Annotated in this window: 27 protein-coding genes; 16 read left to right on the plus strand and 11 right to left on the minus strand. The window is 62.1% G+C overall.

What is annotated here, in order from left to right; translation table 11 throughout:
* Positions 1–200 precede the first annotated feature (200 nt).
* From hemA to ACK1VC_RS17190, 6 genes are all read left to right on the plus strand, one after another.
* Positions 201–1,478 carry a glutamyl-tRNA reductase gene (gene hemA / locus ACK1VC_RS17165; protein ID WP_016484866.1) on the plus strand — a complete coding sequence of 426 codons (1,278 nt, stop codon included), beginning with the start codon at positions 201–203 and terminating at the stop codon, positions 1,476–1,478.
* The gene (gene prfA, locus ACK1VC_RS17170; RefSeq protein WP_016484867.1) at positions 1,475–2,557 is read left to right on the plus strand and encodes a peptide chain release factor 1; all 1,083 of its coding nucleotides are present in this window, start codon (positions 1,475–1,477) and stop codon (positions 2,555–2,557) included. The genes hemA and prfA overlap by 4 nt, the downstream gene beginning before the upstream one ends.
* Positions 2,557–3,387: a peptide chain release factor N(5)-glutamine methyltransferase gene (prmC, locus tag ACK1VC_RS17175; protein ID WP_016484868.1), complete on the plus strand. Its 831-nt coding sequence runs from the start codon at positions 2,557–2,559 to the stop codon at positions 3,385–3,387. The genes prfA and prmC overlap by 1 nt, the downstream gene beginning before the upstream one ends.
* Positions 3,381–4,136 (plus strand): molybdopterin-synthase adenylyltransferase MoeB, encoded by a 756-nt coding sequence (locus ACK1VC_RS17180; RefSeq protein ID WP_016484869.1) that lies wholly within the window; start codon positions 3,381–3,383, stop codon positions 4,134–4,136. Before prmC ends, ACK1VC_RS17180 begins: the two co-directional genes overlap by 7 nt.
* Complete coding sequence (murI, locus tag ACK1VC_RS17185; protein WP_016484870.1) at positions 4,129–4,926, plus strand: glutamate racemase; 798 nt, start codon at positions 4,129–4,131, stop codon at positions 4,924–4,926. The genes ACK1VC_RS17180 and murI overlap by 8 nt, the downstream gene beginning before the upstream one ends.
* Before the next feature lie 104 nt (positions 4,927–5,030).
* Positions 5,031–5,549 carry an acyloxyacyl hydrolase gene (locus tag ACK1VC_RS17190; protein WP_024717663.1) on the plus strand — a complete coding sequence of 173 codons (519 nt, stop codon included), beginning with the start codon at positions 5,031–5,033 and terminating at the stop codon, positions 5,547–5,549.
* Positions 5,550–5,657: 108 nt separating this feature from the next.
* Here the strand turns inward: ACK1VC_RS17190 and ACK1VC_RS17195 are convergent, their stop codons facing one another.
* The 5 genes from ACK1VC_RS17195 to ACK1VC_RS17215 all read right to left on the minus strand — a co-directional run bounded on the left by ACK1VC_RS17195 (position 5,658) and on the right by ACK1VC_RS17215 (position 10,730).
* Complete coding sequence (locus ACK1VC_RS17195) at positions 5,658–6,356, minus strand: SDR family oxidoreductase (protein WP_023047683.1); 699 nt, start codon at positions 6,354–6,356, stop codon at positions 5,658–5,660.
* A gap of 11 nt (positions 6,357–6,367) precedes the next feature.
* The gene (gene phrB / locus ACK1VC_RS17200) at positions 6,368–7,795 is read right to left on the minus strand and encodes a deoxyribodipyrimidine photo-lyase (RefSeq protein ID WP_191087263.1); all 1,428 of its coding nucleotides are present in this window, start codon (positions 7,793–7,795) and stop codon (positions 6,368–6,370) included.
* Complete coding sequence (locus tag ACK1VC_RS17205) at positions 7,786–8,685, minus strand: MerR family transcriptional regulator (RefSeq protein WP_191087264.1); 900 nt, start codon at positions 8,683–8,685, stop codon at positions 7,786–7,788. The genes phrB and ACK1VC_RS17205 overlap by 10 nt, the downstream gene beginning before the upstream one ends.
* Complete coding sequence (locus ACK1VC_RS17210) at positions 8,675–9,643, minus strand: YbgA family protein (protein ID WP_016484875.1); 969 nt, start codon at positions 9,641–9,643, stop codon at positions 8,675–8,677. Before ACK1VC_RS17210 ends, ACK1VC_RS17205 begins: the two co-directional genes overlap by 11 nt.
* A gap of 100 nt (positions 9,644–9,743) precedes the next feature.
* Positions 9,744–10,730, minus strand: a complete 987-nt coding sequence (locus ACK1VC_RS17215; RefSeq protein ID WP_016484876.1) for an NAD(P)/FAD-dependent oxidoreductase — start codon at positions 10,728–10,730, stop codon at positions 9,744–9,746.
* Between the two features lie 187 nt (positions 10,731–10,917).
* Here ACK1VC_RS17215 and ACK1VC_RS17220 point away from each other — a divergent pair, with 187 nt between their 5' ends.
* Complete coding sequence (locus ACK1VC_RS17220; RefSeq protein ID WP_016484877.1) at positions 10,918–11,823, plus strand: TIGR01777 family oxidoreductase; 906 nt, start codon at positions 10,918–10,920, stop codon at positions 11,821–11,823.
* 13 nt (positions 11,824–11,836) lie between these two features.
* The gene (hemH, locus tag ACK1VC_RS17225; RefSeq protein WP_070086764.1) at positions 11,837–12,853 is read left to right on the plus strand and encodes a ferrochelatase; all 1,017 of its coding nucleotides are present in this window, start codon (positions 11,837–11,839) and stop codon (positions 12,851–12,853) included.
* Positions 12,854–12,985: 132 nt separating this feature from the next.
* Here the strand turns inward: hemH and ACK1VC_RS17230 are convergent, their stop codons facing one another.
* On the minus strand, positions 12,986–14,260 hold the full coding sequence (locus tag ACK1VC_RS17230; RefSeq protein WP_016484879.1) for a uracil-xanthine permease family protein: 1,275 nt from the start codon (positions 14,258–14,260) through the stop codon (positions 12,986–12,988).
* A 2-nt stretch (positions 14,261–14,262) separates the two neighbouring features.
* Entirely contained in the window at positions 14,263–14,901 is a 639-nt protein-coding gene (gene upp, locus ACK1VC_RS17235; RefSeq protein WP_016484880.1) for a uracil phosphoribosyltransferase, read from the minus strand.
* Positions 14,902–15,061: 160 nt separating this feature from the next.
* Between upp and ACK1VC_RS17240 the strand changes: the two genes are divergently transcribed.
* From ACK1VC_RS17240 to ACK1VC_RS17250, 3 genes are all read left to right on the plus strand, one after another.
* A complete protein-coding gene (locus ACK1VC_RS17240; protein ID WP_012270498.1) occupies positions 15,062–15,619 on the plus strand; it encodes a hypoxanthine-guanine phosphoribosyltransferase in 558 nt (185 codons plus the stop codon).
* A gap of 50 nt (positions 15,620–15,669) precedes the next feature.
* Positions 15,670–16,140 carry a hypothetical protein gene (locus tag ACK1VC_RS17245; protein ID WP_016484881.1) on the plus strand — a complete coding sequence of 157 codons (471 nt, stop codon included), beginning with the start codon at positions 15,670–15,672 and terminating at the stop codon, positions 16,138–16,140.
* A gap of 68 nt (positions 16,141–16,208) precedes the next feature.
* Positions 16,209–16,499 carry a PA4642 family protein gene (locus tag ACK1VC_RS17250; protein WP_016484882.1) on the plus strand — a complete coding sequence of 97 codons (291 nt, stop codon included), beginning with the start codon at positions 16,209–16,211 and terminating at the stop codon, positions 16,497–16,499.
* Between the two features lie 56 nt (positions 16,500–16,555).
* On the opposite strand, the gene mqo is transcribed toward ACK1VC_RS17250, so the two are convergent.
* The gene (mqo, locus tag ACK1VC_RS17255; protein WP_016484883.1) at positions 16,556–18,064 is read right to left on the minus strand and encodes a malate dehydrogenase (quinone); all 1,509 of its coding nucleotides are present in this window, start codon (positions 18,062–18,064) and stop codon (positions 16,556–16,558) included.
* 600 nt (positions 18,065–18,664) lie between these two features.
* Positions 18,665–18,898 (minus strand): hypothetical protein, encoded by a 234-nt coding sequence (locus ACK1VC_RS17260; RefSeq protein WP_060517690.1) that lies wholly within the window; start codon positions 18,896–18,898, stop codon positions 18,665–18,667.
* A gap of 145 nt (positions 18,899–19,043) precedes the next feature.
* On the opposite strand from ACK1VC_RS17260, the gene ACK1VC_RS17265 reads away from it, so the two are divergent.
* Positions 19,044–19,628, plus strand: a complete 585-nt coding sequence (locus ACK1VC_RS17265) for a YajG family lipoprotein (protein WP_016484885.1) — start codon at positions 19,044–19,046, stop codon at positions 19,626–19,628.
* Positions 19,629–19,795: 167 nt separating this feature from the next.
* On the opposite strand, the gene ACK1VC_RS17270 is transcribed toward ACK1VC_RS17265, so the two are convergent.
* Positions 19,796–20,002 carry a hypothetical protein gene (locus tag ACK1VC_RS17270; RefSeq protein ID WP_016501484.1) on the minus strand — a complete coding sequence of 69 codons (207 nt, stop codon included), beginning with the start codon at positions 20,000–20,002 and terminating at the stop codon, positions 19,796–19,798.
* 159 nt (positions 20,003–20,161) lie between these two features.
* Here ACK1VC_RS17270 and ACK1VC_RS17275 point away from each other — a divergent pair, with 159 nt between their 5' ends.
* Complete coding sequence (locus ACK1VC_RS17275; RefSeq protein ID WP_016484887.1) at positions 20,162–20,422, plus strand: hypothetical protein; 261 nt, start codon at positions 20,162–20,164, stop codon at positions 20,420–20,422.
* A gap of 121 nt (positions 20,423–20,543) precedes the next feature.
* Here the strand turns inward: ACK1VC_RS17275 and ACK1VC_RS17280 are convergent, their stop codons facing one another.
* Positions 20,544–21,713, minus strand: a complete 1,170-nt coding sequence (locus ACK1VC_RS17280; RefSeq protein ID WP_080640993.1) for a 1-acyl-sn-glycerol-3-phosphate acyltransferase — start codon at positions 21,711–21,713, stop codon at positions 20,544–20,546.
* A gap of 121 nt (positions 21,714–21,834) precedes the next feature.
* Here ACK1VC_RS17280 and ACK1VC_RS17285 point away from each other — a divergent pair, with 121 nt between their 5' ends.
* From ACK1VC_RS17285 to ACK1VC_RS17295, 3 genes are read left to right on the plus strand one after another with little or no spacing between them, the layout of a single operon-like run.
* Positions 21,835–22,017 (plus strand): CPXCG motif-containing cysteine-rich protein, encoded by a 183-nt coding sequence (locus tag ACK1VC_RS17285; protein WP_016484889.1) that lies wholly within the window; start codon positions 21,835–21,837, stop codon positions 22,015–22,017.
* Positions 22,017–22,277 (plus strand): putative signal transducing protein, encoded by a 261-nt coding sequence (locus tag ACK1VC_RS17290; RefSeq protein ID WP_016484890.1) that lies wholly within the window; start codon positions 22,017–22,019, stop codon positions 22,275–22,277. Before ACK1VC_RS17285 ends, ACK1VC_RS17290 begins: the two co-directional genes overlap by 1 nt.
* A gap of 15 nt (positions 22,278–22,292) precedes the next feature.
* Complete coding sequence (locus ACK1VC_RS17295) at positions 22,293–22,913, plus strand: SOS response-associated peptidase (protein WP_016484891.1); 621 nt, start codon at positions 22,293–22,295, stop codon at positions 22,911–22,913.
* Positions 22,914–23,015 lie beyond the last annotated feature (102 nt).

The following is a 23,015-nucleotide window of genomic DNA, read 5'->3' on the forward strand; positions in this document are numbered from 1 at the left end:
AATCAAAAGCAGATCAAAAGCCAGATCAAAAGCCAGATCAAAAGCAGATCAAAAGCGGGAGTGAAAGCTGAAATCAACGCTCATGCTGGCCCGCGAGCGGCGATAGCCGCAGCGCTATCAGCGCAATAGCGAACGGTGGTTGTTCTAATACCTGTGAAAGAGGACAATTATCGGCTTCCCGTCACAACCAGCGACCTTGCATGGCCTTTCTTGCACTTGGTATCAACCATAAGACTGCCTCGGTAGACGTACGCGAGCGCGTGGCGTTTACCCCAGAGCAGCTGGTAGACGCCCTGCAGCAGCTCTGCCGGCTGACTTCCAGCCGCGAAGCGGCGATCCTGTCGACCTGCAACCGCAGCGAGCTCTATATAGAGCAGGACCACTTGTCTGCCGACGCCGTGCTGCAATGGCTGGCCGACTATCACCGCCTCAGCCTGGACGAGTTGCGCGCCAGTGCCTACGTGCATGAAGAGCATGATGCCGTCAAGCACATGATGCGCGTGGCTTCGGGCCTGGACTCGCTGGTGCTCGGCGAGCCGCAGATCCTCGGCCAGATGAAGTCAGCCTACGCCGTGGCGCGGGAGGCCGGCACCGTCGGCCCTTTGCTCGGGCGCCTGTTCCAGGCCACCTTCAGCGCCGCCAAGCAGGTGCGCACCGACACCGCCATTGGTGAAAACCCGGTATCGGTGGCGTTTGCCGCAGTCAGCCTGGCCAAACAGATTTTCAGCGACCTGGGCCGCAGCCAGGCCTTGTTGATCGGTGCCGGCGAAACCATCACCCTGGTCGCCCGCCACCTGCATGAGCAAGGCGTGCGGCGTATCGTCGTGGCCAACCGTACCCTGGAGCGGGCCAGTACCCTGGCCGAGCAGTTTGGCGCACACGCCGTACTGCTGGCCGACATCCCCCAGGAACTGGCCAACAGCGACATCGTCATCAGTTCCACCGCCAGCCAGTTGCCCATCCTGGGCAAGGGCGCGGTCGAGAGTGCGCTGAAACAGCGCCGGCACAAGCCGATCTTCATGGTCGACATTGCCGTGCCGCGCGACATCGAACCTGAAGTCGGCGAGCTGGACGACGTGTACCTGTACACTGTCGATGACCTGCATGACGTGGTGGCGGAAAACCTCAAGAGCCGCCAGGGCGCAGCCCAGGCGGCTGAAGAACTGGTCTCGGTGGGCGCCGAGGATTTCATGCTGCGCCTGCGTGAACTGGCGGCGGTGGACGTGCTCAAGGCCTACCGCCAGCAGAGCGAGCGCCTGCGTGACGACGAATTGCAAAAGGCCCAGCGCCTGCTGGCCAACGGCGGCAACCCCGAGGACGTACTGGCCCAACTGGCCCGGGGGCTGACCAACAAACTCCTGCATGCGCCCAGCGTGCAGTTGAAAAAGCTCTCGGCCGAGGGCCGCCTTGATGCGCTGGCCATGGCCCAGGAACTCTTTGCCCTCAACGAGGGCTCCACGGACAAATCCCCGCAATGAAAGCGTCGCTGCTGAACAAACTGGATATCCTCCAGGACCGCTTCGAAGAGCTCACCGCACTGCTCGGTGATGCTGAGGTCATTTCCGACCAGACGCGCTTTCGCGCGTATTCCCGTGAATATGCCGAGGTCGAGCCGGTCTACGCTGCTTATAAAGAGTGGTGCAAAGTCCAGGGTGACCTTGAGGGCGCCCAGGCATTGCTCAAGGACAGCGACCCGGACCTGCGTGAAATGGCCGTGGAAGAAGTGCGTGAAGCCAAGGAACAGCTGCTGACGCTGGAGGCGAAGCTGCAACGCATGCTGCTGCCCAAAGACCCCAACGACGGCCGCAACGTGTTCCTCGAAATTCGCGCCGGTACGGGTGGCGACGAGGCGGCCATCTTCTCTGGCGACCTGTTCCGCATGTATTCGCGCTACGCCGAAAAACGCGGCTGGCGCCTGGAGATCTTGTCCGAGAACGAAGGCGAGCACGGCGGCTACAAGGAAATCATCGCCCGTGTCGAGGGTGAGCACGTGTACGGCAAGCTCAAGTTCGAGTCTGGCGCACACCGTGTTCAGCGCGTGCCGGAAACCGAATCCCAAGGCCGCGTGCACACCTCCGCCTGCACAGTGGCGGTGCTGCCCGAGCCGGACGAACAAGCAGCCATCGAAATCAACCCGGCCGATCTGCGCGTGGACACCTACCGTGCATCGGGCGCGGGTGGTCAGCACGTGAACAAGACCGACTCGGCGATCCGTATTACCCACTTGCCCACCGGTATCGTGGTCGAGTGCCAGGAAGAGCGTTCGCAGCACAAGAACCGCGCCCGTGCCATGTCCTGGCTGTCGGCCAAGCTCAACGACATGCAGACCAGCGCAGCACAGAATGCCATTGCCAGCGAGCGCAAACTGCTGGTGGGGTCCGGTGACCGTTCCGAGCGCATCCGCACCTACAATTATCCACAGGGTCGGGTAACCGATCACCGTATCAACCTGACCTTGTACTCGCTGGACGACATCCTCAGCGGTGGCGTGGACGCAGTGATCGAACCGCTGCTGGCCGAATACCAGGCCGATCAACTGGCTGCCCTGGGGGACTGATGACCATCATCGCCAGCTTGCTGCGCAACGCGCAGCTGCCCGAGTCGCCCACCGAGCGGCTGGATGCCGAATTGCTGCTGGCTGCTGCCATCGGCAAGTCGCGCAGCTACCTGCACACCTGGCCCGAGCGAATCGTCAGCAGCGAAGATGCCCAGACTTACGCCGGTTACCTTCAGCGCCGCCGTGGCGGCGAGCCGGTCGCTTACATCCTCGGGCAGCAGGGCTTCTGGACGATCGACCTGGAAGTGGCGCCGCATACCCTGATCCCGCGGCCGGATACCGAGCTGTTGGTCGAGACTGCCCTTGAGCTGCAACCCGCCTCGCCGGCCAAGGTCCTTGACCTGGGCACCGGTACCGGTGCGATTGCCCTGGCCCTGGCCAGCGATCGCCCGGCCTGGCAGCTGACTGCAGTTGACCGGGTGGAAGAAGCCGCTGCCCTGGCCGAGCGCAACCGCCAACGTTTGGGTCTGAGCAACGCGCAGGTGCGGGTAAGCCACTGGTTCGACAGCCTGGCCGGCGAGCGTTTCGACCTGATTGTCAGCAACCCCCCCTATATTGCCGCCGCAGACCCACACCTGGTGGCCGGTGACGTGCGCTTCGAGCCCAGCAGTGCACTGGTGGCCGGTGCCGATGGCCTGGACGACCTGCGCGTGATCGTTGCCCAGGCCCCCGCGCACCTGTTGCCCGGTGGCTGGTTGCTGTTGGAACATGGCTACGACCAGGCAGCGGCGGTACGCGCTTTGCTGGCTGAGCAAGGCTTTATCGAGGTCGCCAGCCGAACGGACCTGGGCGGCCATGAACGCATTACCCTGGGGCGCCTGCCATGCTGAGTGATCAGGAACTTCTGCGTTACAGCCGGCAGGTATTGCTGGCCCAGATCGACATCGACGGCCAGTTACGGCTCAAGCAGAGCAAGGCACTGATTGTCGGCCTTGGCGGCCTGGGCTCCCCGGTGGCACTGTACCTGGCTGCCGCCGGGGTGGGTGAGCTGCACCTGGCCGACTTCGACACCGTCGACCTGACCAACCTGCAACGCCAGGTGATTCACGACAGTGCCAGCGTCGGCATGAGCAAGGTCGATTCGGCCTTGCAGCGCTTGCAGGCAATAAACCCGGAGATCGGTCTGGTTGCCCATCGCCAAGCCCTGGACGAAGATTCGCTGGCTGCCGCTGTGGCGGCAGTCGACCTGGTGCTGGACTGCTCCGACAATTTCGCTACTCGTGAAGCGGTCAACGCGGCCTGTATGGCTGCTGGCAAACCACTGGTGAGCGGCGCGGCGATCCGCCTTGAAGGGCAGCTGTCGGTGTTTGACCCTCGGCGCGACTACAGCCCCTGCTACCACTGTCTGTACGGGCATGGCAGTGACGATGAACTGACCTGCAGCGAAGCTGGCGTGATCGGCCCGCTGGTGGGTTTGGTGGGCAGCCTGCAAGCGCTGGAGGCAATGAAGTTGCTGGCCGGCTTCGGCGAACCGCTGGTGGGTCGTCTGCTGTTGATCGATGCTCTCGGCACCCGTATCCGTGAGCTGCGCGTCAAGCGCGACCCGGCTTGCGCAGTTTGCGGCAAGCGCGATGGCTGAGCGTTCGGCGCCGGTCGGCGTGATGGACTCGGGGGTCGGCGGTTTGTCGGTACTCGCCGAAATCCAGCGCCTGCTGCCCAACGAGACGCTGCTGTATGTGGCCGACTGCGGCCATGTGCCTTACGGTGAGAAGTCGCCGGACTATATACGCGAGCGCTGCCGGCATATTGCCGGGTTCTTCCAGGCACAAGGCGCCAAAGCCATGGTCCTGGCCTGTAACACCGCCACGGTGGCGGCGGTGGCTGACTTGCGCGAGCTGTACCCGACTTGGCCGCTGGTGGGCATGGAGCCGGCCGTGAAGCCTGCTGCTGCCGCCACCCGCTCGGGCGTGGTCGGTGTACTGGCAACTACCGGTACCTTGCAAAGTGCCAAGTTTGCAGCGCTGCTGGACCGCTTCGCCAATGACGTCCAGGTGATTACTCAGCCATGCCCTGGGCTGGTCGAGCTGATCGAGACCGGTGACCTAGCCAGCCCGGCGCTTCGCCAGATGCTGCTTGGCTATGTGCAGCCGTTGCTGGCCGCCGGCTGCGATACGCTGATCCTCGGTTGCACGCATTACCCCTTCTTGCGCCCGTTACTGGCCGACCTGGTGCCAGCGGACGTGGCGATCATCGACACCGGCGCCGCTGTGGCGCGTCAACTGCAAAGGCTGCTGGGTGCCAATGACCTGTTAGCCGAAGGCCCGGCCGGCGACACCCGCTTCTGGACCAGCGCTGACCCAGAATTCCTCCGAAAAATCCTGCCTGTGCTGTGGCATAAGTCCGACGATGTGCAAAGCTTTGCGTTGTGAAAAAAACGTGAAAAACAGCTGAACTATCGTTCCACTTCTGCTTTCTACCGCTTGCCTGATTGAGGCGGACACTAATAACAGCATCAGGAAGAAGGATGTTTCTCATGAGGAAACTGCTCGGCTTGGCGGCGGCTGCCGCCTTTACTTTGGGTCAAGCAATGTCGGCACAGGCTGCCGACATTTCGGTTTCGGTGGGGCAGACCGGTGACTCGACCATGGTCTACCGGCTAGGGCTGCAATCGAACTGGGACGCAAGCTGGTGGCAGACCAGTGTTGGTCGGCTGACCGGATATTGGGATGGGGCCTATACGTATTGGGACGGCGACGAGACGGCGAGCAACCATAGCTTGTCGTTCGCGCCAGTGTTCGTTTACGAATTTGCCGGGGAGTCGGTGAAGCCCTACATCGAAGCGGGGATCGGTGTAGCCGCGTTCTCCAGCACCGAGCTGGAAAGCAACGAGCTGGGCTCGGCATTCCAGTTCGAGGACCGCATCGGCTTTGGTTTGCGCTTTGCAGGGGGGCATGAGATCGGGGTGCGGGCGATCCATTATTCCAATGCGGGCATCAAAGAGCCTAACGATGGTGTGGAGAGCTATAGCTTGCACTACCGCATGGCGCTCTGAGTTCACCTGCACAGGCCTTTTCGCGGGTGAACCCGCTCCCACAGGGAATGCACGATCCTCAAAGGGTGTGCGTTCTGTGGGGGCGGGGCTAACGCCGATTTCAGGGGCTTAGCGCGTCAACGGCCATAGGCTGCTGAGTTCCAGCGCCTCCAGAACCAGTTCCGGTTCAGCTTGCGGCCACCGACGCAACAACGCTTCAGCAACGCTCTGTGGCGTCCATTGCTCCGGTATCGCCTGCGCCGACGTCACCGCTACCTTGAGCGACTGTGGCCCTACTATGGTCAGGCCTACCCCTTGAGCTTTCAAGGCCTGGCGCTGCTCACGCATCCACTGCGGCAGGTTGTTCCAGCCTGCAGTTACCTGCGTCGGGGCATACAATTGCAATGCCGAATAGCGGTTGAACACTGCCAACACCTGCGGTGAATCCCCCTTGGCCAGCAGGGGCAAGGCATGGCCAAGGCACTGCTCAGCCGCCAGCTGGTTGCTTGTGACGATCGCCTCGAACAGGTCGCTGTCCGCTACGTCGTCTGGCAGATAATCGCTGGTACCGGCATTGATGATCAGACCATCCAGCGAGCACCAGGCATGGCCTATCTGCTGGCAGGCATCCGCTGCATTTGGCTCGGCATGCAACTGCCAGGGCAGGCGCAAGAAACGCCGACCATGTTGTGCTGCCAATCTTTCCAGTTCATCGCTTTCCTTCGTACTGGCGGCAACGCGGTGGCCCTGTTCGAGCAAGCGTTCCACCAAAGCCAGACCTAGCCCATTGCTGGCGCCCGTAACCCAAAAACTGCGTGAGTTAGTCAAGACGTTGTCCTCTAATCCTGCCGGCGGGGAAGGCCCTTGAAAGCTTCTATTGCACGCTGGCGACTGCTGCTGAGATCGACCATAGGACTGTGATACAAATTAGTAGCAAATAGATCCCTGGATTTCATCGGTTCATGGATATTTTTCTCATCTATGTCACGTAGGTCCGGCAGCCAGTGCCGAATGAAATGCCCCTGAGGGTCGAAACGCTGAGACTGTGAAATCGGGTTGAAGATACGGAAGTAGGGCACTGCGTCCGTTCCGGTGGACGCGCTCCACTGCCAGCCGCCATTGTTGGCCGCCAGGTCACCGTCTATCAAGTGGCGCATGAAGTGCCGCTCGCCCTTGCGCCAGTCGATCAGCAGGTTCTTGCTGAGGAACATGGCCACGATCATGCGCAGCCGATTATGCATCCATCCGGTGTGCAGCAACTGGCGCATGGCGGCGTCGATGATCGGGAAGCCCGTACGGCCCTGTTCCCAGGCCTCAAGGTCGGCCGGTGCATCACGCCAGGGCAGGGCTTCGGTCTGGGCGCGGAAGGCACGGTGTCGCGAGACCTGTGGGTAACCGCACAGGATGTGCTTGTAGAACTCGCGCCAGAGCAGCTCGTTGATCCAGGTCTGCACGCCCGTACTGCCACTGTCGAATTCGCCCCGGTTGCTGGCCAGTGCACCGTGCAGGCACTGGCGAGGCGATATCACGCCGGCAGCCAGGTAAGGCGAAAGCTGGCTGGTACCAGGTTTGGCAGGTAGGTCACGCAGTTGCTGGTAGTCATCAATGGCTTCGTCGAGAAAGCGTGACAGCCGCCCTTGCGCCTGCGCTTCACCCGCTGGCCAGTGTTCACGCAGGGCGCGGGCGGGTGTTTCAAAACCGTCCACGTGTTGCGGAACAGGGTCGGCAGGGATGTGCAGCGGTGCCTGCCGCTTAACCCGTTGGGCCAACGCGGGCAGGCTGCGATGCAGGTGCTCCAGGCAGGTTTTCTTGAACTGGCTGAAAACCTGAAAATAATCGCCACTGCGGGTGAGGATGGTGCCCGGGCGGAAGAACAGCTGGTCGAGGTGGCTGTGTGCCTGAATGCCCGACTTTTCTAGCAGGGCGCGGGTGGCATCGTCGCGGCGCTGCTCGTTGATGCCGTACTCTTCGTTCCAGTGAACGCTTGCCACCTGATGTTGGCGGCATACCTCAAGCACGGCTTGTGGTGCCTGCTCCCAGGTGTCTATCTTGCGGATCAGCAGGGGGATATTCAGGCCTTCCAGCGATTGGCGCAGGTCGCGCAGGCTGCGCAGCCAGAAATCGACTTTGCAGGCGGCGTCATCATGGGCCTGCCATTGCCCGGGGCTGATCAGCCACAGGGCGATGGTGGGCCCGCGCTCGGTGGCGGCGCTGAGCGCGGTGTTGTCATCGATGCGCAGGTCACTGCGCAGCCAGGTCAGGTGCATGGGGCATTCATCTCTACAGGCAGGCGGTCATGGGCTTGAAGCAAGCTCAATGCCACTTGCGGGGTGTCGAACAGGGCGAGGTTGGGCAACTTGAGGGCACGCAGCTGCGCTTCATGCAGCAACAGCGTCGGGCCGCCGGCCAGGATTGGCATGGGCAGGTTGTGCAGGGTGCGTTGCAGTGCCTTGCCATCGATGCGGGGCCCCAGGTGCAGAAGTACGGCGCGGGGGCTGAGCGTGCTGACGGCGCGTTGAAGGTGCGGGCCGGCAACGGGGTGCTCCAGCACCTCGACCGGGAACCCGTTGCTGGTGAACAGCCAGGCGCAAAGCCATAAACCGGGGCTGAAGACACGTTCACTGTCCTCCACCAGCAACACCGCAGGGCCCTGCAGCAGCTGGTTGTCATGGTAGACGCGGGCACCTAGCTTGCTGCGTAGCCAACTGTGGAAAAACGCCTGTTCCAGCTGCGCATTGAAGTAACTACGCCAGCGCAGGTCGAGGAGGTCGAGCAGCGGCAGCAGCAGTTGTTCGCACAGGGTAACGGCCGGGTACAGGGCCATGGCCTGGTTGAGCTGCTGGTCAAGGGCGCGCTGGGACAGGTTGGCAATGGCCTCGATCAGCTGGAATTGTCGGGCCTGCCAGTCACCTTTGGGCGGCGTGCTGGAGGGTTTGTCGAGCAGCTCGCGTACTTGGCCGACCGATGCCCCACGCTGCAACCAGCCAAGGATTGCCTCGACCCGACCCACCTGATCCAGCGGATACAGGCGATGCCCCTTGGCGGTGCGCTGCGGCTTGAGTAGGCCATACCGGCGCTCCCAGGCGCGCAGGGTGACCGGATTCACGCCAGTGCGACGGGCAAGTTCGCCGATGGGCAGCAAGGTTTCAGACTGCATTGCGCAAGCCCAGACTTTCCGGGTGCGGCTGCAGGTAGGCCTGTTGCAGCAGGTACGGGTCTGGATGCTTGCGCAAATGGTGCTTGAGCAGGGTCAGCGGTACCACCAGCGGCACCACGCCTTGCTGGTACTGGCTGATGATTGTCTGCAGCTCGGCTTTGTCTTGCTGCGTGAGGTTGTCCTTGAAATAGCCGCTGATGTGCTGCAGCACATTGCAATGGGTGCCGCGGCTGGCACAGCGTCTCAGGGCCTGCATCAGCTGGCTGAAGTAGCGTGGGCCGATGGTTTGCGGGTCGTCATCCTTGCTCATGCTGCCGAGCAGGCGGCCCAAGGTGCGGTAGGCCTGGGGGTTGTTGGCCATCACTAGGTATTTGTAACGCGAATGAAAGCGCACCAGGCTTCCACGGCTAAGGCCCTCGGCCAGCAGGCGCTGCCAGTCGGCGTAGGCGTACACGCGGCTGATGAAGTTCTCGCGCAGCACCGGGTCATGCAGGCGACCTTCTTCTTCCACAGGCAGGTCCGGGCGTCTTGCGCAGAACGCTTGGGCATACACGCCGCGCCCCCCCTGGATGGCCGGGTGGCCATTGTCCTGATACACCTTGACCCGCTCCAGGCCGCAAGAGGGCGATTTCTGCATGAAAATATAGCCGCAGATGCTGTCGAGCTCGGCGGCCATCTGCTCGCCATAGTTGCGCAGCGGGCCGGTCAGGTCCATGCCTGGGTTACGGGTACCGACCACTTCCGGTCGTTCGGGATTGCCGACCAGGCGGATCGGGTCGCGCGGTATGCCCAGGCCGATGGCAACTTCCGGGCACACCGGCAGCCAGTCGAAATGGGCGTCCAGTTGCGTACGGCACAGGTCTGAGGCCTTATGGCCGCCGTTGTAACGCACGCTGTGCCCGGTCAGGCAGGCGCTGATGGCGATACGCGGCTTGCTGTGGGCTGAAGTGTCGTGCATGGCTGTCTCCCGTAAACCTGTACGAGTCTAAAATCTTGTACAGGTTTATTCCAGCACAGCCCGGAAGTTATGCAAACTAGAATTTGTGTATGGCGCTAAATCATTCCAGGTGTTCGAGCAGTCTGCGCGCCGCTTCCTGGCCGCTGAGCCACGCGCCTTCGACTCGCCCGGACAGGCACCAGTCGCCGCAGGCATACAGGCCTTGGTCAGCATCGGCCAGTGCGCCCCACTCGTGATTGCTGCTGGGGCGCGCATAGAGCCAGCGGTGGGCCAGGGCGAAGTTAGGCGCCGGCACCACGCAGCCGACCAGCTCGGCAAACTCGCCCCACAGCTGTTCGATCACTTCTTCCTTGGGCAGGTCGATGTGCTGCCGGCTCCAGTCAGACGTGGCGTGCAGCACCCAGGTATCGAGTTGCTCATCGCGGCCGGGCTTGCTGCGGTTACGGGCCAGCCAGTCAAGCGGGTTGTCCTGCACGAAGCAGCCTTGCATCGGGGTGTCCAAAGGTGTCTGGAAGGCCAGGGCGACCGCCCACACAGGTTCCATTTGCACGCCCGCAGCCACCGCGGCAAGTTTTGGGGTGGAGGCCAGAAGTGGCGTGGCCTGCGGTGCCGGCACGGCAATCACCACGCGGCTGTAAGGGCCATGGCTGCAGCCTTCGGTGTCTTGCAGGTGCCAGTATTGCTTGCCACGGAACACCTCGGCGATACGGCAGCCGAAGTTCACCGTCACATCCTTGAGCAGGCCACGGGTAATGGCGCTCATGCGTGGCACGCCTACCCAGCGGGTCTGTTCGTCAGGGGAGGGAGTGAGCTCGCCATCACGGTAGTTGTACAGCTGTGGCTTCCACTGCTCGGCCCAGCCGGCGGCAACCCACTGTTGCACCTGCTCGACGAAGCGCCGGTCCCGGGCAGTGAAGTACTGGGCGCCGAGGTCCAGCGCGCCGGCCTCGCTGCGCTTGCTGGCCATGCGCCCGCCACTGCCGTGGCCTTTGTCGAACAGATGCACGGATTGCCCGGCCTTTTGTAGGGCCTGGGCGGCTGACAAGCCGGCGATACCGGCCCCGATGATGGCAATAGGTACTGTCATGATGGCCTCTTCAAACCTTGCTGTTAGCAGACTACGCTGTCAGGCAAACCTGTACAATCCAGAAATTCTGTATAAGGTTATACCGCTTTGGCGGTCAGGTTGGCCTATGTTTATCCGAGAGCGTCGGGTCAAAAAAGTGCCTTGATGTTAAAAATAGACCACCGCCGCATTCTGCGAGGACACAGCCATGCATATATTGCTGACAGGCGGCACCGGGTTGATTGGCAAGCATCTTTGCCAGTACTGGCTTGGCCAGGGGCACCGGCTTACGGTTTGGAGCCGGCGACCTGAACAGGTGGCGAAAATATGTGGCAGTGGCGTGCGTGGCATCGCCCGGCTGGAGCAACTGGAGGCGGACGATCACCTTGATGCGGTGGTCAACCTGGCCGGTGCGCCGATTGCCGATCGGCCCTGGACGGCTGCCCGGCGCAACCTGCTGTGGGCTAGCCGGGTCACCCTGACCGAGCAATTGCTGACCTGGTTGGGCACCCGTGAGCAACGCCCGGACGTGCTGATCTCCGGGTCTGCGGTGGGCTGGTACGGTGACGGTGGCGAACGCGAGCTGACCGAGGCTTCGCCACCGGTACGCGAAGATTTCGCCAGCCAGTTGTGCATTGCCTGGGAAGAAACGGCCCAGCGCTCCCTGGCACAGGGGATCCGCGTGGTGCTGGTGCGCACCGGGCTGGTGCTGGCCAGCGATGGCGGCTTTTTGTCGCGCCTGCGCGTGCCCTTCAAGCTGGGGCTGGGCGGGCCATTGGGTGATGGGCGGCAATGGATGCCGTGGGTCCATATAGACGATCAGGTCGCCCTGATTGATTTTCTCTTGCAGCAAAAGGATGCCAGCGGTCCTTATAATGCCTGCGCCCCGGAGCCGGTGCGTAACCGTGAGTTCGCCAGGCGCCTGGGCCGGGCCCTGCATCGGCCGGCGCTGCTGCCGGTGCCGTCATTGTTGCTCAAGGCTGGCCTGGGGGAGATGTCGACCTTGCTGCTGGGCGGCCAGCGGGCACGCCCGGTACGCTTGCTGGCGGCTGGCTTCACCTTCCGTTTCAACGATCTGCAATCGGCCCTGGACGACCTGTCCAGCCGCCTCTGACATAGGACGCTGCATGACCGATCACGCCCTGCTGCTGGTCAACCTGGGTTCTCCGGCATCCACCTCGGTTGCCGATGTGCGCCGCTACCTCAACCAGTTTCTGATGGACCCGTATGTTGTCGACCTGCCCTGGCCGGTGCGGCGCTTGCTGGTGTCGCTGATACTGCTCAAACGCCCGGAGCAGTCGGCGCATGCCTACGGCTCGATCTGGTGGGAGGAAGGCTCGCCGCTGGTGGTGCTGACCCGCCGTTTGCAGTCCGCAATGGTCGAGCACTGGCCCCATGGCCCGGTGGAGATTGCCATGCGCTATGGCCAGCCAGCCTTGCCCGAAGTGCTGGAACGCCTGGCAGCTCAAGGCGTGCGCAAGGTGACCTTGGCACCGCTTTATCCACAGTTTGCCGACAGTACCGTGACCACTGTGGTCGAGCTGGCCAAACAGGTGGTCAACGAACGCCAGCTGCCGCTGCAGATGCGCGTGCTGCAGCCGTTCTACGAGCACCCTGAATACATCGAGGCGCTGGCTGCCAGCGCCCGGCCTTACCTGGAACAGGATTACGACCACCTGTTGCTGAGCTTCCATGGCTTGCCCGAGCGGCACTTGAAGAAGCTGTTTCCGAAGGGCAGCAAGCACGACCTGCGTACCGCCGATTGCTGTCACGGTGCATCCGCCGAGGTGCGTGCGGTGTGTTACCGCGGGCAATGCCTGGCTACGGCCAAAGCCTTTGCGCAGAGCATTGGCATACCGGATGGCAAATGGTCGGTATCGTTCCAGTCACGGCTGGGTCGGGACAAGTGGATCGAACCGTACACCGAGACCCGGCTGGATGAGCTGGCCAAGGCCGGTGTGAAAAAGTTGCTGGTGATGTGCCCGGCGTTCGTGGCCGATTGCATCGAGACGCTGGAAGAAATCGGTATGCGGGGCAGCGAACAGTTCGTCGAGGCTGGGGGGCGGGAGCTGGTGCTGGTGCCATGCCTGAATGATCACCCGGAGTGGGTGAGGGTGCTGGCGCAGATGTGCGAAAAGGCCTGACATTGCGGCTGCCTGTACCGGCCCTGTCGCCGGCAAGCCCGCTCCCACAGGAGCAACACAGTATCTGAAGCCTGTGGTGTACCTGTGGGGGCGGGCGTGCCGGCGATAGGGGCGGTTCGGGTTAAAGCCGGATCAAGGCAAGTGATCATCCAGCTGCTTGTGCTTCCATCCATCATTACCCGGCAGGATCAGGTTCAGGGCAATCGCCACGATGGCGCACAGGGCGATGCCCTTCAGGCCCCAGTCGTCCGGGCCGTCACCGCTGCCGATCAGCACGCCGCCGATACCAAACACCAAGGTTACCGACACGATCACCAGGTTGCGCGCTTCGGCCAGGTCGATCTTGTGGCGGATCATGGTGTTCATGCCCACCGCTGCGATCGAACCAAACAGCAGGCACAGAATACCGCCCATCACTGGCACCGGGATGCTTTGCAGCAGCGCGCCGAACTTGCCGATGAACGCCAGGGTAATGGCGAAGACCGCCGCCCAGGTCATGATCTTCGGGTTGTAGTTCTTGGTCAGCATCACCGCGCCAGTTACTTCCGCGTAGGTGGTGTTGGGCGGGCCGCCGAACAGGCCGGCCGCCGTGGTGGCCAGGCCGTCACCTAGCAAGGTACGGTGCAGGCCAGGCTTTTTCAGGTAGTCACGGCCGGTCACGCTACCGACCGCGATCACCCCGCCGATGTGCTCGATGGCCGGCGCCAGGGCAACCGGGACGATGAACAGGATGGCCTGCCAGTTGAACGCCGGTGCGGTGAAATTGGGGATTTCCAGCCACGGTGCGGCGGCTATCCGGGCCGTGTCGACCACGCCAAAGGCGAACGACAGGGCAAAGCCCACCAGCACGCCGGAGATGATCGGGACCAGGCGGAAAATACCTTTGCCGAACACGGCGACGATCAAGGTTGTCAGCAGGGCTGGCATGGAGATCAGCATGGCGGTCTTGTAGGGCATCAACGCAACGCCGTCCCCACCCTTGCCCATTGCCATGTTGGCGGCAATCGGTGCCATGGCCAGGCCGATGGAGATGATCACCGGGCCGATCACCACAGGCGGCAGCATGCGGTCGATAAAACCGGTGCCTTTGATTTTTACCATCAGGCCCATGAAGGTGTACACGAAACCTGCAGCCATCACGCCGCCCATGGTCTCGGCCAGGCCGAACTGCCCCTTGGCGAGGATGATCGGGGTGATGAAGGCAAAGCTGGAGGCCAGGAAAACCGGTACCTGGCGGCCGGTAACCAGCTGGAACAGCAGCGTGCCGATGCCGGCGGTGAACAACGCGACGTTCGGGTCGAGGCCGGTGATCAGTGGCATCAGTACCAACGCGCCAAATGCCACGAAGAGCATCTGCGCGCCCGAAACGACCTGGCGCCAGAGCGGGTCGTTGAAGCCGTCCTGCATGGTCAGGCGTCCTTTTGCTTGGTGCCGAAGATCTTGTCACCGGCATCGCCCAGGCCCGGCACGATGTAGCCGTGTTCGTTCAGGCGCTGATCGATCGAGGCGGTGTAGATCTTCACGTCCGGGTGGGCTTTTTCCACCACGTCGATGCCTTCTGGCGCGGCGACCAGGACCATGGCCCGGATCTCTTTGCAGCCGGCCTTTTTCAGCAGGTCGATGGTGGCGACCATCGAACCGCCGGTGGCCAGCATCGGGTCGATGATCAGGGCCAGGCGCTGGTTGATGTCCGGCGCGAGTTTTTCCAGGTAGGTATGGGCTTCGAGGGTTTCTTCGTTGCGGGCAACGCCGACGGCACTGACCTTGGCACCCGGGATCAGGCTGAGCACGCCGTCGAGCATGCCGATGCCGGCGCGCAGGATGGGGACTACCGTGATCTTCTTGCCGGCAATTTTTTCAACTTGCACCTTGCCACACCAGCCGTCGATCTCGTAGGTTTCGAGTGGCAGGTCCTGGGTGGCTTCATAGGTCAGGAGCGCGCCGACTTCCTGGGCGAGTTCGCGAAAATTCTTGGTGCTGATATCGGCACGGCGCATCAGGCCGAGCTTGTGGCGGATCAGCGGGTGGCGGATCTCACGAGTGGGCATAGGGGGCTCCGAAAGGCGGGCAAAAAAACCGCGCTAGATTAATCTATTCAACCTGTGCTGTCGTCTGGTCATTTTGGACGTTAGTCCATAAATGCTTGATCTGGGACGAGCGGATGCGTACCTTTGCCCGCTTTTCCAAAATGCACCCCCGGAGAGCGCCATGTCCGCCGATCTCGAGCACATCCGTCAAGTCATGCGTGAAGCTGACTGCCTGTACACCGAAGCCGAAGTCGAAGCGGCCATCGCCAACGTCGGCGAGCAGATCTGCAAGGACCTGCACGACAAGAACCCGGTGGTGTTCTGCGTGATGAACGGTGGCCTTATCTTCTCCGGCAAACTGCTGACCCACTTGCAGTTCCCGCTCGAAGCTTCGTACCTGCACGCCACCCGCTACCGCAACCAGACCAGCGGCGGTGAGCTGTTCTGGAAGGCCAAGCCGGAAGTGTCGTTCATCGACCGTGATGTGCTGATCGTCGACGACATCCTCGACGAAGGCCACACCCTCAGCGCCATCATCGAGTTCTGCAAGCATGCCGGCGCACGCTCGGTGTACACCGCGGTGCTGATCGACAAGGACCACGACCGCAAGGCCAGCCCGGACCTCAAGGCCAACTACGTGGGCCTGCCGTGTGTCGACCGCTACATCTTCGGTTACGGTATGGATTACAAAGGCTACTGGCGCAATGCCAACGGCATTTTCGCCGTCAAGGGGCTGTAATCAAGCGCCGCCCTGCATGCTAGAGTGCTCCTTCATTCAAGGAGCCTCACATGCGTGCGATTCTTCCCCTCCTGTTGGCGGTCAGCCTGCCACTGGCCGCCGCACCGCTGCACAGCCAGTTCCTGCCGCCTGACGACCAGTCACTGCGCCAGGAAGCGCCGACCGGCCAGCAACTGCTGCAAGTGACCGATTACTCGGTGGTGGTGGGGGCCCAGCGCCAGTCCGACCAGCAGCCTATCCCGATCACCTCTTCGTTGCAGGTGCGCCTGAAGGGAAAGCCATTGAGCAAAGGTGCGACCATCGCCCAGGTGCTGCTGACCTTCGATGGCGAAGCGGCCAAGAGCCTGAAGAAGCCTGTGTATGACGAAAAAAGCCGCACCTTGAGCCTGAATTACCCGGTCAGTGACTACCGGGTGATCATGGACCTGCTACGCAACGAAACCTTGTATGTGCAGTTTCTCACCTACGGCAATGGTCACATCTGGGCCGACCTGCACACTGGTACCGTACGTACGCGTTGAGGCACGCGGCCTGCGAGGGGTAAACTGCCGGCCTTCGAAATCCCGTGATGGTCCAGTTGGAGTCGGCAATGCGTAAAGACAAGAAACAGGTAATCGGCGACGAAATCAGCGACGACTACATCAAGTCGTTCCTTCAGTTCGAACCGGCCGATGGTGTGACCTCGCCGTCGCTGCATAAGCTGGTCAAGGCCTACCGTGGGCTGCGCGTAGACGATTTCGAGCGCTTTGTCGGCTTCTTTGTCGAAGCTGGCCTGGACCTGGATGGCAAGGACGAGCACGGTAAAACCTTCGTTGAGCAGATCGCCGACCAGCGCAATGCGCCTGAGTACATCGAGATCATCGACCGCGCCCGCGGTTGATAGAGATCCAGGCACAAAAAAACGCCCCGAGGGGCGTTTTTTCGTTACCGGTCGGTTCAGGCGTAATGCTTGGCCGCCGGGCTGCTTTCCACCAGGTCCAGCGCCACGTCGTTTTCGGCACTGATCTTGTGGTACAGGGCAGCATCGGTTGCCAACGTTTTCTCGCGCGCCGGGAAGATTTCCTTGAGCTTGGCAGCCCAGGCACCCTTGGCCTGCTCGGGGAAGCAGCGTTCGATCAGTTCCAGCATGATCGACACGGTCACCGAAGCGCCTGGCGAGGCACCGAGCAGTGCGGCCAGGCTGCCGTCCTGGGCCGAGACCAGCTCGGTACCGAACTGCAGCACACCGCCTTTTTTCGGGTCCTTCTTGATGATCTGCACGCGCTGACCAGCCACTTCCAGGCGCCAGTCTTCGGCCTTGGCCTGCGGATAGAAGCGACGCAGGGCTTCCAGGCGCTGCTCCATCGACTGCATCACTTCGCTGACCAGGTACTTGGTCAGGTCCATGTTGTCACGGGCCACGGCCAGCATCGGGCCGATGTTACCCATGCGCACCGACAGCGGCAGGTCCATCAGCGAACCGTGCTTGAGGAACTTGGTGGTGAAACCGGCGTACGGGCCGAACAGCAACGAAGTCTTGCCGTCCACAACGCGAGTATCCAGGTGCGGTACCGACATCGGCGGGGCGCCCACGGCGGCCTGGCTGTAGACCTTGGCCTGGTGCTGTTTGACGATTTCCGGGTTGTCGCAACGCAGCCACTGGCCGCTGACCGGGAAGCCGCCGAAGCCTTTGCTTTCCGGGATGCCGGACGCCTGCAGCAGCGGCAGGGCCGCGCCACCGGCACCGAGGAAGACAAAGCGAGCGTCGACTTCGCGGCTGCCGCCGCTGTTGACGTCCTTGATGCTCACGGTCCAGCCGCTGCCGTTACGGCGTAGGCCGACGACCTTCTTGCTGTACTTCACCTGCGCGTCCGGCGAGTCGCCCAGCAGCTTGAGCAGCTTGTTGGTCAGGGCGCCGAAGTTGACGTCGGTGCCTTTGGCTACACGGGTAGCTGCAATGTGCTGGTCGGCTGGGCGGCCAGGCATCATCAGCGGCATCCAGTCGTTCATCACCGCCTTGTCTTCGGTGTATTCCATCTCGGCGAAGGCATGGTGCTGCTTGAGCAGCTCGAAGCGCTTCTTGAGGAAGGAAACACCCTTGTCACCCTCGACGTAGCTCAGGTGCGGGACAGGGTTGATGAATGCACGCGCCGAGCCGAAGTTGCCCTTCTTGCTCAGGTAAGCCCAGAACTGGCGCGAAACCTCGAACTGGGCGTTGATGTGCACGGCCTTCTTGATGTCGATGCTGCCATCGGCGGCCTGGGGCGTGTAGTTAAGCTCGCACAGACCAGCGTGGCCGGTACCTGCGTTGTTCCAGGGGTTGGAGCTTTCCGCGGCTCCGGAGTCCATCGCCTCGACGACCTCAAGCTTCAGGGTCGGGTCAAGCTCCTTCAGCAGTACGGCCAGGGTGGCACTCATGATGCCCGCGCCTACCAGTACTACATCAACCGATTCGTTCTGCGCCATTTAACGCGTCTCCACAATCTACAGCTACCTAATTGACAGCATAGGACCTGGGGTAGCCAGGGTCGCCATGTCCGACTTTTCGCAGTTCTTGCAACTTCCGCGGACACCGCCAATCAGTCTTCGGGTTCAGCTATTGAACGCCGTTTGCCACGGGTGCGGCAATTCGACTTATGGTCAAGGTGTCGTGCGTGCGTTATGGAACGGTTCAGACACTCATACGGGATGAGCGCAGTTGCCGCCTGTTCAGGGCTGTTCGGGACACATCTGCCGCTTTTGCACATGCCAGACTGTTCATTTGCTCGCCACACTCTTGTGAAGTTGTGAAAACCGTTTTTTCACGCTCTTTTGGAGACGTGAACCTCAAAAGGGGACTGCGCGATGGCAACCCGCAGGTTCATGCAGTGTGAAGGGCCGGAAAAGCAGGCACGACAGCCGATGCAAGACCTGAGTGGAAGGCTCTCTGTGGGCGAAGCGGTGAAGTTGCCGGGGTCAATCGGCGAGTGCGGGGCCCGATCAGGAGACGTCCTTATAATCGGGGGGAGATTATAGCGATGTCGCGGGCAGAAATGTCGCCATTCGTGGTTTTTATTGCAGCGTTTGTCAGGCCGCGAGGATGCGCTGGTGCCAGCGGCGGCTTGCGCGGGCGCAAACCCTGGCGTCGGCGGGCAGTTCGCGACCCAGCCAGGCCAGCTGGATTTCACTGACCTGAACCCAGCCGCTGCCGCTCGGTACCTGGCTGCATTGCTTGAAGGCCAGGCATTTGCCTTGGGCATCGAGGCGGGCGTAGGCGGTGTGGCGCGGGCGTTGGAAGAGCAGAGTCCAGAGCGAGGCCATGGCGGCGAGTCCTTTGCGTGAGGGCTTGGCGCAAGGATAAGGGCGTGGCCATGAAACGATTGTGACAAGCGGGTCGGGCCGATGACTGGTCTGTGCCTGGCTAGGTATACTGTGGGCCTTTGCCGCATTTTCTGGAGAAACGCGCATGTTGCAACGTCTGTTGTTCGGTTTGATCGCCGTGGCCAGCCTCAGCCTGGTCGGTTGTGCCCACAGCCCGCAACAACTTAACCCGCAACCCACGCTCAAGGCTCAGCTCGCCCCGGTGGGCCACGGCCAGCCGGTCGTGGTCCGGGTGGTTGACGGCCGGCCTTCGCAATCCTTGGGTACCCGTGGTGGCATGTACCCCGAGACCAGCACCATCAGCGTCAGCGGTAATGACGTGGTGCCCAAGCTGCAGGCCCAGGCCGAAGCTGCTGTGCGCCTGCTCGGCTTCACCCCTACGCCGAACGCCTCTGGTGCACCCCAGCTGACCGTGACCCTGGCCGAGCTGAAATATCAGTCGCCCAAAGACAACCTGTACGTGACCGAGGCCACCATCGGCGCCACGTTCCGTGCCGACGTGCGCAATGGCGGCCGTAGCTACAGCGGCCGTTACGGCGCTTCGCTGGACCAGCGTTTCGGCATGGCGCCGAACCAGGACACCAACACCCAGCTGGTGGGCGATGTGCTGAGCGATGCCCTGACCCGCCTGTTCAAAGACCCGACCATCGGGCAGGTGCTGGGCCAGTAAGCGTTTGGCTGCATGAAAAAAACCGCTCCCTGTGTCAGGTAGCGGGTTTTTTGTTGCCTGTGCTGGCCTCTTCGCGGGTAAACCCGCTCCCACAGGTCCAGCGCAGGCCTCGGATCCGGTGCGGTCCCTGTGGGAGCGGGTTCACCCGCGAAGAGGCCGGTTCAGGCTTACGCTGCTTCTACGTAGAAATCCAGCAAGCTGAAGCCCGTCCCGGCATCCACCTCCGGCAAATCTTCATGCACATGCCCGCCCAACGCACAGTAGACCAGCCACTGGCGGTCCTGCACATTGATGGCAAAACCATCGATCAACGCCTGTTGTTCATCGCTCTGGGCAACGAGGTAGAGACGGTCCTGGTTTTCGGCGTGCAACATGAACAAGCTCCGGGTCATGAAAGGCCGACAGGGTGGCCTGTTCAGATGACGAGCGGATGACAGATGAAATTTAATGACAGTTTGTCGCCCATGCCGGGCGCGGGGCAGCGAGTTGGGTAGAATGCGGGCCTTTGCCGCTTCTCACACCGAGGTTGCGTGATGTCCTTGCAAGTGCTCTGGGGGTTTCTGGCCGCCCATCCCACCAAGTTGATCAACCTGCTGGCGCTGCTGCTGACCTGCCCAGGCGGGTTGCTGCTGCACAGTGCCCGGCGGCGCGAGGCCGAGACCCGCGAATACATGGCTGTGGAGGAGGGGGTGGTGGACGCGTTCGACCTGCGGGTGCCACGCTACTTCTACATTCTTGGTTTTTCGTGCCTGGCGATGGCGTTGCTGTTGTCCTGGTTCAGTACCTGGGTCTGAGAACCATTGGGGCCGCGTTGCGGCCCATCGCGACACAAGGCCGCTCCCACAGGGTATTGCGCATGCCTTGTGGGAGCGGCCTTGTGTCGCGATAGGGCTGCAACGCAGCCCCCGGGATCGATCAGGCTACAGGTGCCTGCTGCCTGACCTGGTACTGGTTACGCACTGGCGTCGCATACTGCAGCACCAGGTAAGGCCGCTGCTCTTCGGGGCAGGCATCCAGCCGACGCTGCCATTCTTCCTTGGCCTTGGCCAGCTCGTCCGCCGGGAACACCTTCTCGGCACTCGGCACCTGCAACGCTTCGTCCTTGCCTTCCCACATCGCATAGGCCAGGTAGTGCACCGGGAACAGGCGGTAACCGCCAAGGATCTGCCGATCGATTTCCGCTGCCAGCTGCTTGGTATCCTCGTGGTACGCGGTCACCGGCGCGGTGAAGTTGATGTGCACGCGGCCCTTGTAGCCGGTAATGCCCTTGGCGATGCTGTTGTCATCCTCGCCTGGTGCCTTCGTGTAGGTACCGGTAGTGGCGCGGATGTACAGCTCGCGGGCCTTGGCCTGGTCACACGGATCATATTCGTAGCTGATCGACACCGGCGTCAGGTTGAGGCTCTGGATCACCGCACCGAACGGCTCGTCCTTGCGGCTCATGTGGAACATCTTGAGGATCGCCGAATCGGTACGGTCGTCACCGTCCTTGGCGCGGCCTTCGGCCTGGGCAATCCAGATCGACGTGGCGTCGTTGCGGATCGAGTGGTTGATGTAGGCCGAGAGCAACTGGTAAGCCGCCAGCTTCTCGCGGCGCCCGCTGATCGAGCGGTGCACGATGAAGCTTTTGTTCAGGCGCATCATGTCGCTGACAAAGGGCTTTTGCAGCAGGTTGTCACCAATGGCAATGCGCGGGGTGGGCAAGCCTGCGTGGTACACCGCGTAGTTGACAAAGGCCGGGTCCATGACGATGTCACGGTGGTTGGCCAGGAACAGGTAGGCGGTGCCTGCCTTGAGCTGTTCCACGCCCGAATAAGTAACGCCGTCGGTGGCGCGGTCGATGGTCTGGTCGACGTAGTACTCGACTTTGTCCTGCAAGGTCGAAACGCAGGTGACGCCGGCAAACTCCTTGCGCAGGCGGCGGGCAATCAGCGGCTTGAGCAACCAGCCGAGAGCACCGGCCGCACGCGGGAAGCGGAAGTGGGTGAGGATATCGAGGAATGCCGGGTCGCTGAGCAGGCGTGCCAGGACGGCAGGCACCTCAGCGTCGTCGTACGGTCGGATGGCATCGAATTCGCCCATCATGCTCTCTTGTTGGAAACGGCTAGGGTAATAGGTAGGGGCGGGCTCCGAAAAACGGCTCGGACACACACAGGCCCTGTAAACAGACCGGCAATTATACGCATAAGTCACCCCGGAGGCCGCGATGCTGGAAACTGCCAACTACGATTGCCCTTATTGTGGCGAAGAAGTCGAAACCACGGTGGACCTGTCCGGTGGCGATCAGGAGTACTTCGAGGACTGTCAGGTGTGCTGCAAGCCTGTCCGCTTCTTGCTGCAGGTGCATGGCGAGGAATGGATGCTGGATGTCTTCGGTGAGAATGACTGATGCGACGGATCTACGAACCTGAAAACCTGCTCGAGGCCGAAATGCTGCTCGGTATGCTGGCCAGTGAGGGCATCAACGTGCAGCTGGTGGGCCGTGACTTGATGGGGGGCGTAGGCGAACTGCCCCTGCAAGGTCTGTTGGGGCTTGCGGTGGCGGATGAGCAGGCCGAGTACGCACGGCAGCTGATCGATGCGTACAATGATGCCCAGCCACTGGTTGGCGACGAACCGGAGAGCTTCCCCGGTACCTTGATCTGCTAGGTTCTGAATTCGCCCATGTGTGGACGTTATGCCCTGTTTCGCTGGCCCCAGGCGCTTGCCAGCCTGCCTGGCTTCCCCCAAGGCCAGCCGGCCCAATGGAACATTTCACCCGGGGCTTCGGTGCTGATCCAGCGCCAGCTCGAGGGCCAGCAGCAAGTGGCCAAGGCGCGCTGGGGGCTTACCCCGGCCTGGCTCACTGACCTGTCCCGCACACCTGCCCACGCCCGCGCCGAAACCCTGGCCGAGCAGCCGATGTTTCGCGATGCCTTTCGCCAGCGTCGCTGCCTGATGCCGGCCAACGGCTTTTACGAGTGGCGTGGCAGCGTGCGTAAACGCCCGTACTGGTTGACCCCGGGGGAGGGCTCGTCGCTGTATTTTGCAGCGGTGTGGGAGGCCTATCCGGTGCAGGACCAAGTGTGGCTGAGCTGTGCTGTGGTGACCCAGGCAGCCATGAACCAGCGTCGGCCGCTGATACTGGACGAGGCCGCGCAGGCGGCGTGGCTTGACCCGGATACGCCGATCACCCGCTTGCACGAGTTGCTGGCCAGCCCCTCGGCAATATTGCGAGAGCGGGCCTTGGCCAATTTCGTCAATGACCCGAAACTGGATGCGCCGGAGTGTTTGACGCCGTTATGACTGTAGTGGACTGCCTATAACGCCTAGTATTTCTGCTAGTTGACCACCTCCAGGGCCCGCCATAAGGTTGATCGTACCTACTTGGTGCAGCTGTTGAGGGGA

The sequence above is a fragment of the Pseudomonas sp. XP2 genome (assembly GCF_053557975.1).